At 39.3% G+C, this 15,190-nt stretch carries 9 protein-coding genes, 2 tRNA genes and 2 rRNA genes; 1 reads left to right on the forward strand and 12 read right to left on the reverse strand.

Features of this window, described 5'->3' with window-relative positions:
- Window positions 1-76 precede the first annotated feature (76 nt).
- The 4 genes from Q73A0000_RS10980 to Q73A0000_RS10995 all read right to left on the reverse strand — a co-directional run bounded on the left by Q73A0000_RS10980 (window position 77) and on the right by Q73A0000_RS10995 (window position 5,181).
- Window positions 77-2,837 (reverse strand): 23S ribosomal RNA (locus tag Q73A0000_RS10980).
- A 373-nt stretch (window positions 2,838-3,210) separates the two neighbouring features.
- Window positions 3,211-3,284 (reverse strand) — tRNA-Ala (locus tag Q73A0000_RS10985).
- Window positions 3,285-3,380: 96 nt separating this feature from the next.
- A tRNA-Ile gene (locus tag Q73A0000_RS10990) sits at window positions 3,381-3,454 on the reverse strand.
- Between the two features lie 209 nt (window positions 3,455-3,663).
- A 16S ribosomal RNA gene (locus Q73A0000_RS10995) occupies window positions 3,664-5,181 on the reverse strand.
- The 16S and 23S rRNA genes sit together here with 2 tRNA genes alongside, the layout of an rRNA operon.
- 563 nt (window positions 5,182-5,744) lie before the next feature.
- On the opposite strand from Q73A0000_RS10995, the gene Q73A0000_RS11000 reads away from it, so the two are divergent.
- Complete coding sequence (locus Q73A0000_RS11000) at window positions 5,745-6,005, forward strand: hypothetical protein (RefSeq protein WP_193810989.1); 261 nt, start codon at window positions 5,745-5,747, stop codon at window positions 6,003-6,005.
- 4 nt (window positions 6,006-6,009) lie between these two features.
- Here the strand turns inward: Q73A0000_RS11000 and Q73A0000_RS11005 are convergent, their stop codons facing one another.
- The 8 genes from Q73A0000_RS11005 to Q73A0000_RS11040 form a co-directional block, all read right to left on the reverse strand.
- Window positions 6,010-7,674 (reverse strand): tetratricopeptide repeat protein, encoded by a 1,665-nt coding sequence (locus tag Q73A0000_RS11005; protein ID WP_193810990.1) that lies wholly within the window; start codon window positions 7,672-7,674, stop codon window positions 6,010-6,012.
- Between the two features lie 101 nt (window positions 7,675-7,775).
- Window positions 7,776-8,648, reverse strand: coding sequence for a PstS family phosphate ABC transporter substrate-binding protein (locus Q73A0000_RS11010; protein WP_193810991.1), 873 nt, complete (start codon window positions 8,646-8,648; stop codon window positions 7,776-7,778).
- On the reverse strand, window positions 8,638-8,835 hold the full coding sequence (locus tag Q73A0000_RS11015) for a C4-dicarboxylate ABC transporter (protein ID WP_244140731.1): 198 nt from the start codon (window positions 8,833-8,835) through the stop codon (window positions 8,638-8,640). The genes Q73A0000_RS11010 and Q73A0000_RS11015 overlap by 11 nt, the downstream gene beginning before the upstream one ends.
- Before the next feature lie 72 nt (window positions 8,836-8,907).
- Window positions 8,908-9,747 carry an energy transducer TonB gene (locus Q73A0000_RS11020; RefSeq protein ID WP_193810992.1) on the reverse strand — a complete coding sequence of 280 codons (840 nt, stop codon included), beginning with the start codon at window positions 9,745-9,747 and terminating at the stop codon, window positions 8,908-8,910.
- Window positions 9,748-9,779: 32 nt separating this feature from the next.
- A complete protein-coding gene (locus Q73A0000_RS11025) occupies window positions 9,780-10,346 on the reverse strand; it encodes an ExbD/TolR family protein (protein ID WP_193810993.1) in 567 nt (188 codons plus the stop codon).
- Window positions 10,347-10,353: 7 nt separating this feature from the next.
- Window positions 10,354-10,956 (reverse strand): ExbD/TolR family protein, encoded by a 603-nt coding sequence (locus Q73A0000_RS11030; protein ID WP_193810994.1) that lies wholly within the window; start codon window positions 10,954-10,956, stop codon window positions 10,354-10,356.
- 77 nt (window positions 10,957-11,033) lie between these two features.
- Window positions 11,034-11,897: a MotA/TolQ/ExbB proton channel family protein gene (locus tag Q73A0000_RS11035; RefSeq protein ID WP_193810995.1), complete on the reverse strand. Its 864-nt coding sequence runs from the start codon at window positions 11,895-11,897 to the stop codon at window positions 11,034-11,036.
- Window positions 11,898-12,152: 255 nt separating this feature from the next.
- A complete protein-coding gene (locus Q73A0000_RS11040; protein WP_193810996.1) occupies window positions 12,153-15,155 on the reverse strand; it encodes a leucine--tRNA ligase in 3,003 nt (1,000 codons plus the stop codon).
- Window positions 15,156-15,190 lie beyond the last annotated feature (35 nt).

The following is a 15,190-nucleotide window of genomic DNA, read 5'->3' on the forward strand; positions in this document are numbered from 1 at the left end:
CTTCTGTCTGATTTAAAAAATCGATAAAAATTATCACAAAGAGCAAACCTTGTTGCACTGTCGAGTACCTTAATTAGGCAATAAATCTACGGGTAATTAGTACTACTCGGCTATGACATTACTGCCTTTACACCTATAGCCTATCAACGTTGTCATCTCCAACGACCCTTAAAAGATGTCTCATCTTGAGGCAGGTTTCGCACTTATATGCTTTCAGTGCTTATCCTTTCCAAACGTAGCTACTCAGCGGTGCTCCTGGCGGAACAACTGATACACCAGAGGTTTGTTCAAATCGGTCCTCTCGTACTAGATTCAAGCCCTCTCAAACATCTAACGCCCGCAATAGATAGAGACCGAACTGTCTCACGACGTTCTGAACCCAGCTCGCGTGCCACTTTAATGGGCGAACAGCCCAACCCTTGGGACCTTCTCCAGCCCCAGGATGTGACGAGCCGACATCGAGGTGCCGAACCTCCCCGTCGATATGAGCTCTTGGGGGAGACTAGCCTGTTATCCCCGGAGTACCTTTTATCCTATGAGCGATGGCCCTTCCATACGGAACCACCGGATCACTATGTCCTGCTTTCGCACCTGATCGACTTGTAGGTCTCACAGTCAAGCACCCTTATGCCATTACACTCTACGCACGGTTACCAAGCGTGCTGAGGGTACCTTTGAAAGCCTCCGTTACTCTTTTGGAGGCGACCACCCCAGTCAAACTACCCACCACGCACTGTCCTTCCGTTAGGAAGTTAGGCTCCAAATAAACAAAGGGTGGTATTTCAACGTTGACTCCACTGACACTAGCGTGCCCGCTTCAAAGTCTCCCACCTATCCTACACATTGTTTATTCAAAGTCAATACGAAGTTATAGTAAAGGTTCACAGGGTCTTTTCGTCCCATTGCGGGTACTCGGCATCTTCACCGAGACTACAATTTCACAGAGCTCATGGTTGAGACAGTGCCCAGATCGTTACACCATTCGTGCAGGTCGGAACTTACCCGACAAGGAATTTCGCTACCTTAGGACCGTTATAGTTACGGCCGCCGTTTACTGGGGCTTCAGTTAATTGCTTCGGTTACCCTAACAACCTTCCTTAACCTTCCAGCACCGGGCAGGTGTCAGACCCTATACAGCATCTTTCGATTTAGCAGAGTCCTGTGTTTTGATAAACAGTCGCCTGGGCCTCTTTACTGAGGCCAGCATTGCTGCTGGCGTCCCTTCTTCCGAAGTTACGAGACTATTTTGCCTAGTTCCTTAACCATGATTCACTCTAGCACCTTAGGATTCTCTCCTCGACTACCTGTGTCGGTTTTGGTACGAGTTGCTTCACTTCGGCTTTTCTTGGAAGCACTTTCCCTACAACAACTTCGCCCGAAGGCTAGGTCTTGACTATTCCGTCAGTCTCCAGTAAGTACGGCACTCCGTCCCCTTTTTAGTGTGAGCAAGTATGGGAATATTAACCCATTATCCATCCACTTCCCCTTTCGGGTTCGCGTTAGGTCCCGACTAACCCTCAGCTGATTAGCATGGCTGAGGAAACCTTAGTCTTTCGGTGAGGGGGTTTCTCGCCCCCTTTATCGTTACTTATGCCTACATTTTCTTTTCTGTACGCTCCACAAGGCCTCACGACCCTGCTTCTGTGCAAACAGAATGCTCCCCTACCAGATATAATTCAAAATTATAAATCCATAGCTTCGGTACTATACTTATGCCCGATTATTATCCATGCCGAACCGCTCGACTAGTGAGCTGTTACGCACTCTTTAAATGAATGGCTGCTTCCAAGCCAACATCCTAGCTGTCAATGCAGTTCAACCGCGTTATTTCAACTTAGTATAGATTTGGGGACCTTAGCTGTTGGTCCGGGTTCTTTCCTCTCGGACATGGACCTTAGCACCCATGCCCTCACTGCTGCGAAACATTTATTAGCATTCGAGTTTGTCAGGAATTGGTAGGATTTGACTCCCCCGCATCCAATCAGTAGCTCTACCTCTAATAAACTTGTCGCAACGCTGCACCTAAATGCATTTCGGGGAGTACGAGCTATCTCCCAGTTTGATTGGCCTTTCACCCCTACCCACAAGTCATCCGAAGACTTTTCAACGTCAACCGGTTCGGTCCTCCACTTTGTGTTACCAAAGCTTCAACCTGCCCATGGGTAGATCACAAGGTTTCGCGTCTAATACTACTAACTAAGCGCCCTATTCAGACTCGCTTTCGCTCCGCCTCCGTACCTGAAGTACTTAAGCTCGCTAGTAAAATTAACTCGTAGGCTCATTATGCAAAAGGCACGCCGTCACCCAACTTGTGGGCTCCGACCGCTTGTAGGCGTACGGTTTCAGGTTCTCTTTCACCCTTCTATTCGAAGTGCTTTTCACCTTTCCTTCACAGTACTTGTTCACTATCGGTCTTTCAGGAGTATTTAGCCTTGGAGGATGGTCCCCCCATATTCAGACAGGATTTCACGTGTCCCGCCCTACTCATTTATCATCTATGTATGCTTTTCAAATACCGGGCTATCACCGTCTATGGCTGTTCTTTCCAGAACATTCTTCTAAACATATAAAGACTTTTGGGCTAATCCGCGTTCGCTCGCCACTACTTACGGAATCTCTTCGATTTCTTTTCCTCCGGGTACTTAGATGTTTCAGTTCTCCGGGTTTGCTCTCCATATAAATACAGAGTGACTGGTCTTCAACCAGCCGGGTTGCCCCATTCGGACATCTGCGGATCAATTCGTGTGTGCCGATCCCCGCAGCTTTTCGCAGCTTACCACGTCCTTCTTCGCCTCTGAAAGCCTAGGCATCCGCCATACGCCCTTAACGATTTCTTTCCTAATAATATATTAGTTCAGTTTGTTTGTCTAACACCGAAGTGTTAAACTAGTTTTATTTAAACTCGGCACTCGAAAGTGCTCGGTTTTCTCTTTGTGATGTTTTTATCGTTAATGTCAATGATCTTAAATCTTCTTGTCGAACTGATGAACAGAAATTGTTTTTGGCTCTTTCCGTAACTTTTAAATCAGTCTCTCAAAACTGTGAATATATAGGTCTCGATCCTATTAAACTTCCTGGTTATCCAGTCCGTTCTGCCTCCTCTGGCATCATTCTTAAATCTCTAAATGTAAATATCTTCTGTGCTTGCTTCTTTTAAGAAGCTTGTCGCTACATTGCTGTAACTTGTTCTCGTTATATCACTATAACTTGTGGAGAATAAGGGAGTCGAACCCTTGACCTCCTGCGTGCAAGGCAGGCGCTCTAGCCAACTGAGCTAATTCCCCGCTAGTAGTAGACGTAGAGATTTTTAGATTGGAGACATGAGACGTAATTAATGGTCTCTTATCTCTTATCTTTTTGTATCCTGTCTAGTTTATTAGTAGTCTCGGGCAGGCTCGAACTGCCGACCTCTACATTATCAGTGTAGCGCTCTAACCAGCTGAGCTACGAGACTCTCAATGAGTAATGGGTAATGAGTAACTAGTAATATTATTACTGAATTCCTCCCTCATACTCTATCTCCTTCCCTGATTACTAATCCTAGTGGGTATGTTTTTATAAATATCAACCAAATAAAGAAAAACGAAAAGCTAACTTTGAGCAAGTGCTCTGATACTTGCGTATCGTGTTGTTTGTTTATACTCTCCTAACGAAGAGTCTCAAAAATGAGATGTTCCAGCCGCACCTTCCGGTACGGCTACCTTGTTACGACTTAGCCCTAGTTACTTGTTTTACCCTAGGCAGCTCCTGTTACGGTCACCGACTTCAGGTACCCCAAACTTCCATGGCTTGACGGGCGGTGTGTACAAGGCCCGGGAACGTATTCACCGCGCCATGGCTGATGCGCGATTACTAGCGATTCCAGCTTCATAGAGTCGAGTTGCAGACTCCAATCCGAACTGAGACCGGCTTTCGAGATTTGCATCACATCGCTGTGTAGCTGCCCTCTGTACCGGCCATTGTATTACGTGTGTGGCCCAAGACGTAAGGGCCGTGATGATTTGACGTCATCCCCACCTTCCTCTCTACTTGCGTAGGCAGTCTCACTAGAGTCCTCAACTGAATGGTAGCAACTAGTGACAGGGGTTGCGCTCGTTGCAGGACTTAACCTAACACCTCACGGCACGAGCTGACGACAACCATGCAGCACCTTGAAAAAATGTCTTGCGAAAGGTCTATTTCTAAACCGGTCATTTCCCATTTAAGTCTTGGTAAGGTTCCTCGCGTATCATCGAATTAAACCACATAATCCACCGCTTGTGCGGGCCCCCGTCAATTCCTTTGAGTTTCATTCTTGCGAACGTACTCCCCAGGTGGCTAACTTATCACTTTCGCTTGGTCTCTGAGACTTGCGCCCCAAAAACGAGTTAGCATCGTTTACGGCGTGGACTACCAGGGTATCTAATCCTGTTCGCTCCCCACGCTTTCGTCCCTCAGCGTCAGTTAAATTATGGTAACCTGCCTTCGCAATTGGTGTTCTAAGTAATATCTATGCATTTCACCGCTACACTACTTATTCCAGCTACCTCTAATTTACTCAAGACCGACAGTATCAACGGCAGTTTCATAGTTAAGCTATGAGATTTCACCACTGACTTATCGGTCCGCCTGCGGACCCTTTAAACCCAATAAATCCGGATAACGCTTGCACCCTCCGTATTACCGCGGCTGCTGGCACGGAGTTAGCCGGTGCTTATTCGTATAGTACCTTCAGCTAGATACACGTATCTAGGTTTATCCCTATACAAAAGAAGTTTACAATCCATAGGACCGTCATCCTTCACGCGGGATGGCTGGATCAGGCTTTCACCCATTGTCCAATATTCCTCACTGCTGCCTCCCGTAGGAGTCTGGTCCGTGTCTCAGTACCAGTGTGGGGGATCTCCCTCTCAGGACCCCTAAAGATCATGGACTTGGTGAGCCGTTACCTCACCAACTATCTAATCTTGCGCGTGCCCATCTTTATCCACCGGAGTTTTCAATATAATCAGATGCCTGATCATATATTATGGAGTATTAATCTTCCTTTCGAAAGGCTATTCCCCTGATAAAGGTAGGTTGCACACGTGTTACGCACCCGTACGCCGCTCTCTCTATTCCGAAGAATAAATACCGCTCGGCTTGCATGTGTTAGGCCTCCCGCTAGCGTTCATCCTGAGCCAGGATCAAACTCTCCATTGTATGTTTGTCTGACTCACTCAAAGTTATAATCGCTTTTAGTTTTTCCTTACTTTTTTGGTTGTTATTTGTATGTCAATGATCTATTGTTCTTTTCGCGTATATTCAGGAACTCTTTCTGTCGTTGGTCCCGAATTGCGAGTGCAAAAGTATAAACTTATTTCTAATTGACCAAATGTTTTTCTTAGAATTTTAAAAGTATTTTAAGTCACCTTTAATCTGCTTTTCTTATCATTCAATCTCCTCCTACTTCGCTCCCCAGCTCTCTCGATTTGGGATTGCAAAGATAAGAAGTTTTTCTTAATTTGCAAGCTTTTATTTTAATAAATATAAAAGAAAGTTAATCCCTCTATTCTTACTTATATATTAACTCAACTGTTCTACTTCGCTACTCCTTTTTTAGAGTGGTGCAAATGTAATCCCACTCAATCGATCTCACAACTCTTTTGTGAGGTTTTACTAATATTGAAGAATATATTGTTATAACAACATAATTTACAGACTACTACAACCTTCTAAAGTTATCCACTTTATATTTAAAGATCCCTTTTGCGATAGGGATAGTAGTGGAAATCCCACAGCAAGCGCAGGATTTAGCCAAGGCACGAGGAATTGAAACGGATAGCCCGGTCACCAAGCAAGGGAAAATTATGCAGCACTTTTGTAAGCCAGGCGGGGGAATCGCCCAAGAAAATAAAAGAATCTACCCAAGAATCATCTACAATAAGTGTGCAGGAAAACAATTCTTTAAATCATATATAAGGACAGACTTTTTTAAAATCAAAAAAATCCCACTCTTTCGAATGGGATCTTATATTGATGAATGAAATATTATTTATTTAATTGTTTGTCCAGATTAACTGCATCTTGGTAATTAGGATTTAACTGTACCGATTTGCTTACGTAATCTTTGGCTTTCGCTGGATTACTGTCCTTATCTAAATAAGCGACTGCGAAATACGCGTAAGAAAGAATCTCTTTGCTACTTTGAACTTCTTCGGGTTTAACAGTTGCTATAAATTTCTCGTAAGCGATTTTTGCTAATTCATTATGACCAGCTTGCTGCTGAGAATAACCTAAACTGTAATAAGCAGGTGCCCAATCTGGTAACAATCCGCTCATTTTTTGCCATGACATAATTGCGCCATTCCAGTTTTTAACTTCCTGGTAAGCGTTTGCCAACTTAAACAAAGCGTCAGTATCCTGTGGATTTTTCGCAACTACTTTTTTAAGCGCTTCGATTTCCGGACTTGTTGCACCAGCATCAACTGAAGCTTGATTCACACCGCCGCCGCCTTTGATTTTAATTAGCTCATCATCCCACTTCATGGTTTCATCTTTCGCTGCTTTTGCGATTGCAATTTTTTTCTGAGATTCTGTAAGTAAAGCTGCCTTTTTAACAGGATCTGTTTCTGTCTTCGCTAATCCTGCATCGATAAGTCCTTGTAAACCTTCATCAGATGCAAGAACTCTAGATTTTTCTGCTTTTGCTAAGAAAGAATCCATACTTCTTTTTGCTCCGGCATAATCTCCGTCTGCATACTGCAAGTAAGCTCTTAATTTATATTTAATAGGATCCTCTACTTTATCGAATACTTTATCTAAATACATTTTGGAGTTTCCGTAATCTTCATTCGTAAAGAAAAGTTTAGAAATCTCTAATTGGGTATCTGGATCTTCATCTGCATATTTTGCATAATTAATCAAATCTTGTGTTGCTAAAGCATTTTCTTGATATCTGATATCGTAAGCTGCTTTTGCTTTATAAGCAGGCGCATATGTTGGATCAGCTAAAATTGCTTTATCAATATTCTCTTTTGCAGGTTTCCATTGTTGAGCTTGCATCCAAAGTGTTCCGATTCTTGTAAATACAGACGCTTTGTTTTTCGCACTTGGTAATGCTTTCTCATAAGCAGTCATTGCAGAACCTGCCACTTGTGGACTATTTGTTAATTTCAAACGGTAGGCATCACCGAGCGCATAATAATATTGAGCAGGTGTTCCGCCTTTAGCAGATTTTTCAATCGCTTTATTTAAATAATCAATCGCAGTATCAGCAACTGAGGCACCACCAAATAATGTGAGTGCTTCTGCCGCTCTATATAGAACTTCTGCATCTTTTTCTTTAGAGTCTTTAACAATATTCTGAATTTCTCCAATCGCTGCTTTATCTCCTTTTCCTAATTTAATAGAAGCTAATCCAATTTTATTAAGATTACTTTTTTTATCTATTGCTAAACCTTTATCAAAATCTTCTTTAGCTTTCTCAAAATTAGGTTCAAACTGAGTTAAATAGGAATTACCTAAATAAAAATAATTTTCTGCGGTCGCCGATTTTGCAACCATTTCTGTAAACACTTGTCTTGCCTGAGCATATTTATGACTGTCGGCACTATTAATTCCTTCTTGCAAAGTTTGACCAAAAGCAAAATTCGACAAAAAACCTACTGAAACCCCGAAGGCTATCTTCTTCGTTAAATTCATTATATCTTTCATTTTAAATTGTTTAATATATTATAATAACTATCAATCTATAACACCCAATTTTTATACCAAAACTGAAGGTGATTATAGTGAGCGGTAATTTTCAGAAAAAATTAACGCATCTGAACTTCTCTTTTAAAAATGTGGTAAGGCTGTAAACCCTCTTTTGAAACTACAATCTGCCCAAGTTGCGTACATGAAAATCGGATAAAGCCATTTCCTAAACCAAAATATTTTTCATTGGTAAGAAAATATAATATACGCGTGAAAGGATAAGACATATTGACCAGGTTTTCTACCCGTGGTTCATAAGCTTTATTATCCTGGACTACTTTTAAAACCTTTACAGAGTTTTTTAATTTTTCAGATTCCGGATCGTAAGGTCTGCTAATCGTATTTAAACCGATTGCACCTACCTTTCCTGGAAATTTATTCAATTGTTCTACTATATTTTTATTTCCGTTAATAATAGAAAACTTTAATTTATCTGGAGTAGTGTCTAATTTCTGTGCTACGAAATTAAGGTTACTCGAATTCGTTCCATCAAAAATAATATTTTTTTTATCATTGTTCAACTCTTGCCTGATTTCTTCCATCGTAATGGTTTCTCGAGGTGAGTCTTTTGGAACAACAAAAACTACGGCGTCTGCAGCAAATTTCGCCGGAAGCCAATCTAAGTCAGTTTCTTTTTTATAAGCTTTCTTTTCATTTTCGCTTAATTCCCGTGACATTACAATCACCCTTACTTTACCTTCTAACAAATCTAAAAAAGCAAAATCTTCTTTTTTAATTTTTAAATTTATTTTGGTGTTTGGATATAGAGCCATGTACCGGCTGGTCAATGCTTCTGAAACACTGGCAAAAGATTCATCTACTTCCATAGTAATCTCACCCTGTTGCGGACTATCTACAACAACACCAGGTTTTTTTTTGCACGATATCAACAGTACAAAAACGCATATCATCAATACTAAACTATTCTTCATTTCGCTGTTCTCTGATTCTGTAGATTGCGCGAATGATTCTGAAACCACCATATAGAATAAACAAGCCTCCTAATGGATAAGCAACATTTGGTTCTAAAAAGATGACGAAGAATTTATATACAATTACCACTATTCCTAAAAGAACATAGAAAAATCCGGCAACTACGGAAAGCCAATTAAATATCATATCTACAAAAATACAAAATAAATAAAAAAGAGAAGCTTACACTTCTCTTTTCTATTCGTATAATTAAAATTCTTATTCGAACTGCATTGTTAGAGGTAATCTGTAACGATATCTTACCGATTGACCATTAATTTTTGCAGGAGACCATTTATTTTTAACGGATTTCACAGTTCTGATTGCTTCAGCATTAAACGTTTTGTTCGATCCTTCAGCTTTCACATCTGTTATTGAACCATCACGCTCAACTACGAAAGTAATAGTAGTTTTCACTACTCCTTCGTCACCATCCATTGCACCAGTATCAAAGTTATTTTGAACACTAGATCTAAATTTATTGATCCCTCCAGGGAATTCTGCCAACTGCTCTACTTCTGTATAAACCTGAGTTTCTGAAACCTGTGGTTTAACTTCTACCGTTTGCACTTTACCAGTTGATGGTGGTGGCGGCGGTGGTGTATAGGTTGGAGTTTTCACCCCTTCCTGATTTGCCAAACCTGTAGTTGTTTCCAACTGCTTGGTAATTGGCGGCGGTGGAGTTTCTACCTTCGGAGCTTTTACGGGCTCCGGCACTACGTTCTGAATAACCTCTTGTTTTGGTTCTTCTTTTGGTGGCGGCGGTGGTGGAGGTGGTTCATCTTTTGGTTGCTCAATAATCTGATCTTGTTCTGGAAGAATGTCAATCAAATTAGCATTTACCTCTGTTGTCTCTTTAGCATTCATTTGCTTAATTTTCATTATTACAAATGGAGTAATTGCCGCAACACAGAATAAAACCGTCCCAAGGATGAAAGCTCTGGTTAGCATTGATCTATAAGTCGTTCTCAGATCATAGGCACCATACGCTTTATTTCTATTTTCAAATACAATCTCATCCAAAGATGGAGTCGAGTTGTAAGTGTTTTCATCTGCCATTATTCTTTCTTTTAAATATTAAAAGTATTATTCTATTTGGTAGGTTGTGGAGTTTTTGGCGCCTCACCTACTTTTTGATCATAAACAGCTTGTTCCGCCTTCTTGATATCGGTAATACCGTATATCTCGTTTTTGGTAATTGCCATTTCATCTAGAATATCTACGAAATTTTTATATACTGCGTCGTCCGTTGGTTTAATGATCACCGTAAATTTACTTTGATCTTTTGCTCTGGCTTTTGCTTGCTCGATTACTTTTGTAATCCCATTTCTATCGAAAGTAGTTTCCTGAAGTGTAGCTGGGGTAAGTTCACTAGGAGATAACTGGTGATAAAAAATTCTATTGTCTTTCCCTATAATTAATGAAATAGAGTTAGTTAAATCAATTTCTGTATCTGGCTGTTTTTGGTCTTTTTTCGGTTTTGCCGGAAGACCTAAATCCATCACATTCGGTTTGTTGAAAGTAGTCACTAACATAAAGAATGTAATCAAAAGGAACGCCAAATCCACCATTGGGGTCAAATCTACATGGGGTACCGATTTCTTAGATCGAACCTTTCCGCCTTTCCCGCTGCCGTCTTTTACTTGTACTTCTGCCATTTTTATATTATTGTGCCGTTTCTTGACTTGTTATTAACCAGAACTTCAAGAAATCAATATCTCTTAATCCTTCAAATAAAGATTTAACTTTAGGATATTTAGTTCCTACATCACCCTTGATTGCCAATTTGTAATCAGGGTTTATTGCTAAACTTTGTTGTACCCAATCTATTAACTGCTTATTTGTACTGTCCATTGGAATTCCCGTTTTGCTTTTAAAAGCTTTTCGGTCTTCATCTGAAAGATCCAAGAATCCTTTTAATTGATTCATCGGAACTCCGACTGTCTGAACATTAGCAAAAGCTGCCTTTTCTTTATCAGTAAATGTCATACCATACTTCTGTCCCATGTTATTTAACAGAGCGATTCTTTCGGTTCCGTTATCAACTGGTGTAAAATAGAATCTCCCGTCTGTTGTACTTAGAATAGTCATAAGACTACCTTCGGGAAGAAGCTTTTCAGATATAGAAGATGGCGTAGTTATCGTCTCGATATCAGGTTTTGCAAACTGAGCCGTGAGGATAAAGAACGTAAGGAGTAGAAACGATACATCGGTCATCGCCGTCATATCTACCCTTATATTATGTCTTTTTGGTTTGACTCTCGCCATTGTAAATTATTTTTTATTAAACTTCTGTTTTTTGAGATCTATTTAAAATTTACAGATCTCCAATCGTTCAGGAATTCTTAGTGAAATTCTGCAAAAGATTGTTGGATTGACATTGCGATTTCGTCAATTTTGAACGTTAATCCGTCAATTTTAGAAGTAAAATAGTTGTAGAAAATAATTGCAACTGCAGAAGTACCAATACCTAAAGCTGTATTAATCAATGCTTCAGAAATACCGATTGACAGTGCAGCTGAATCTGGAGTACCACCTCCTGAACCTAGTGCGTGGAACGCTTTAATCATCCCGATTACCGTTCCTAGTAGTGCAACTAAGGTAGCAACAGTACCTAATGTCGAAAGAATCATCATGTTTTTCTCCAACATTGGCATTTCAAGAGTTGTAGCCTCTTCAATTGATTTATTAAGCGCAACCATTTTTTGCTCTTTATTCATTGTAGTGTCATGAGATAATGCTTTGTAAGTAGTTAAACCTTCTTTCACAACATTTCCAACAGAACCTTGTTGTCTGTCACACTCTTCTAAAGCTTCATCAACTTTGTTTTGAGTAAGCAATCTTCTTACAGATAATACGAAGTTGTCAACGTTACCAGCACCTGCAGCTTTCTTAAGAACTAAAGCACGCTCGATTGAGAAAACGATTACGATAATCATAAATGAAATAAGAATTGGAACGATTGGTCCACCCATGTAGATAATTCCCATAAACCCTTCTGGAGAGATCTCCTTAATGTCTACATCAGAAAACGCAACAGAAGCACCTGTAAGTCTTGGATCAGCCTTGAAGTTCCCTGGGCTCCCCAAAACAAAATAATAAATTAAATACCCTATTACGATAAGAATAGGCAGTATTAAGGCAGGATTTAAACCTCCTAATTTTTTAGCAACTACTTGCTCCTCGTTGTTTGAAACATTCATTTCCATACTAAACTAAATTATAATTGTTATTTTAAATTTTCGAGTTGTAAAATAAAGTTAAAATATTTAATAATGCAAGTAATTACAAGTCATAAAATTCAATTTTATGTAATCTTAAGATACGTTAACATTGAATTATTAATAATTATAGAATCAAAAAATGATTATAATTTTCAATTTCAAAAATACCTTTCAAAAATCACAAAAATTACGTCCTGTTTTTTATGATTGCACTATAAATATTTTTTACAGTATTTATTTTCAGAGAACAATATTAATTATTTTTTTCGGGACTATGATCACCTTTTTAGGATAATTTCCCTGCAATTGTTCCTTTGTCCGGTTATCAGCTAATGCGATTTCCTGAATTTCTGGTACAGATAAGCTGGCAGACAGACTTAATTTAAACCTCATCTTACCATTAAAACTTACTGGGTAATCAAATTCATCTTCCACCAAGTACTTTTCTTCAAACTGAGGGAAAGGTGCAAACTCGATTGAATCAGCATGACCCAGCTTGTTCCACAGTTCTTCTGCGATATGTGGCGCGTAAGGTGAAACAATAATTGCTAAAGGTTCTAAAATCGCTCTTTTATTGGTCTTCAGTTTTTGCAATTCATTCACTGCAATCATAAACTGAGATACCGAGGTGTTAAAGGAGAAATTGTCGATGTCGAACACCACCTTTTTAATTAAGGTATGTAGGATTTTATATTCCTGCTTGGTTGGTTCTTCCTCAGAAACTTCAAAATCATCTCCATTAAAATAAAGGTTATAGAATTTCTTCAAGAATCCGTAAACGCCGCTTAAACCTTGTGTATTCCATGGTTTTGACTGTTCTAAAGGTCCTAAGAACATCTCATACAAACGCAAACAGTCAGCGCCAAACTCGTCACAAATATCATCTGGATTAACCACATTGTATTTTGATTTGGACATTTTTTCAACTTCGCGTTCGCAGATGTATTTTCCGTCTTCTAATATAAATTCAGCATCGGCAAATTCTGAACGCCAGTTTCTAAATTTTTCGATATCAAGTTCATCTGTCCCTCCTTTTAGTAATGAAACATCAACGTGAATTTTGCTTATATCCAAATTTGTCTTTTCTTTTAATATTTCGAAACTATCATCTATGTTATATTGTTGCTTCAGATTATTCAAAAATTCTTCCATTTGGTTTTTTAATAAAATCTCCAAATTTTCAAATTTATCTTTTGCGATATTACTTGACAGATAGAAAAATTTATTATTAAATTCCGAGTAATCGCTTACAGTTTTTCCACTGTCAGATACCTTGCTTTCTGCTTTTACAATAGACCTTAAACTTACCCTATACGCAAAAGCACTCATCCCCAAAATCATTCCCTGATTGATCAATTTCTTGAAAGGTTCTTCATGGTTAATGTAACCTCGGTCTTTCATGAACATATTCCAGAAACGGGAATACAGTAAATGTCCGGTTGCGTGTTCGCTTCCACCAATATATAAATCAACTTGCCCCCAATAATCTGAAAGGTCTTTATCCGCAAATACTTCCTGGTTATTAGGATCCATATATCTTAAGAAGTACCAAGAACTTCCCGCCCAACCTGGCATCGTCGATAATTCTAAAGGAAATACAGTTTCATTATTAATTAAATCAGTAGAAACAATTTTCTGACTGGCTTCATCCCAACCGAACGTTTTAGCGTTTCCTAAAGGTGGATCGCCATCTTCAGTTGGAAGATATTTTTCAACTTCTGGAAGTTCCAAAGGCAAAGCGGAAATTGGCAAAGTGTACGGCATTCCTTCTTTATAATAAACAGGAACCGGTTCTCCCCAATATCTTTGACGGGAGAAAACAGCATCTCGCTGTCTGTAATTAGTGGTTCCGTGACCGATATTTTTCTTTTCTATTTCAGAAATAATTAATGATTTGGCGTCGTCATATTTTAATCCATTTAAAAATTCTGAATTCACACATACGGACTCTTTCGAATCAAAAGACTCTTCCTGAATATCATTATCGTTTTCAATTACGTTTACAATTGTCAAATCGAATTTCTTCGCAAAACGGTGATCACGTTCGTCATGTGCAGGAACCGCCATTACAGCGCCCGTTCCATAACCCATCAACACATAATCTGAAATATAGATTGGCATTTCTTCCTCAGTAAAAGGATTCAAAGCATAAGATCCGGTGAAAGCACCACTCACGTTTTTCACGTCAGACATACGATCACGCTCTGTTTTCTTTGAAGTTTGTTCAATATAATTTTCAACTTCTTCTTTTTGACCTTCGATCGTTAAGCTTTTAACTAAAGGATTTTCCGGTGCCAAAACCATAAAGGTCGCCCCAAAAATAGTATCGGGACGCGTGGTGAAAACAGAAATTTTTTCTACAGAATCTTCAACATCGAAAGTTACCAGCGCTCCCTGAGATTTTCCGATCCAGTATTCTTGCGCATCTTTCAATGGTTGAGGCCAATCCAAAGAATTTAAACCTTGCAATAATCTTTCAGAATATGCAGTAATTCTCATGCTCCACTGCATCATTTTCTTTTGGAAAACAGGGAAACCACCTCTTTCAGATTTACCATCTTTTACTTCATCATTCGCCAAAACAGTTCCTAAACCCGGACACCAATTTACAGTCGTTTCTGCACGATAAGCTAAACGGTAGTTTAACAAAATATCTTGTTGATCTAACTCAGAAGCACTTTTCCATTCTTCTGCGGTGAAATTTAAGGCGTCATTTTGAACTGCCGATAAATTTTGAGTTCCGTGATCTTCAAAATGACGAACCAATTCTTTAATATCTTCCGCTTTATCAGTTTCTTTATTATACCACGAATCGAAAAGTTGAATAAAAATCCATTGCGTCCATTTATAATAAGAAGCATCTGAAGTTCTCACTTCCCTACTCCAGTCAAATGAAAAACCGATTTTACGCATCTGCTGCTCGTATCTCGTAATATTTTCTTCCGTTGTTACGGCAGGATGTTGACCAGTTTGAATGGCATATTGTTCCGCCGGAAGACCAAAGGAATCATAACCAATCGGATGCAAAACATTAAATCCCTGATGTCTTTTATACCTCGCATAAATATCTGAAGCGATATAACCCAGTGGATGACCAACGTGTAAACCCGCTCCAGAAGGATAAGGAAACATATCTAAAACATAAAATTTTGGTTTATCGGTTGCGTTATCAGTTTTGTAGGTTTGATTTTCTTGCCAGAATTTCTGCCACTTTTTGTCGATGGATTGATGGTCGTAAAACATTAATTTGAAATTTTATTTTTTAATATAAAAAACTT

The sequence above is a fragment of the Kaistella flava (ex Peng et al. 2021) genome, assembly GCF_015191005.1.
GTDB lineage: Bacteria > Bacteroidota > Bacteroidia > Flavobacteriales > Weeksellaceae > Kaistella > Kaistella flava.

Excerpts from the sequence above, each read along its gene's own strand:
- Q73A0000_RS11005 (WP_193810990.1), bottom strand. The coding sequence starts at position 7,674 with ATGAAAGATATAATGAATTTAACGAAGAAGATAGCCTTCGGGGTTTCA.
- Q73A0000_RS11010 (WP_193810991.1), bottom strand. The coding sequence starts at position 8,648 with ATGAAGAATAGTTTAGTATTGATGATATGCGTTTTTGTACTGTTGATA.
- Q73A0000_RS11015 (WP_244140731.1), bottom strand. The coding sequence starts at position 8,835 with ATGATATTTAATTGGCTTTCCGTAGTTGCCGGATTTTTCTATGTTCTT.
- Q73A0000_RS11020 (WP_193810992.1), bottom strand. The coding sequence starts at position 9,747 with ATGGCAGATGAAAACACTTACAACTCGACTCCATCTTTGGATGAGATT.
- Q73A0000_RS11025 (WP_193810993.1), bottom strand. The coding sequence starts at position 10,346 with ATGGCAGAAGTACAAGTAAAAGACGGCAGCGGGAAAGGCGGAAAGGTT.
- Q73A0000_RS11030 (WP_193810994.1), bottom strand. The coding sequence starts at position 10,956 with ATGGCGAGAGTCAAACCAAAAAGACATAATATAAGGGTAGATATGACG.
- Q73A0000_RS11035 (WP_193810995.1), bottom strand. The coding sequence starts at position 11,897 with ATGGAAATGAATGTTTCAAACAACGAGGAGCAAGTAGTTGCTAAAAAA.
- Q73A0000_RS11040 (WP_193810996.1), bottom strand. The coding sequence starts at position 15,155 with ATGTTTTACGACCATCAATCCATCGACAAAAAGTGGCAGAAATTCTGG.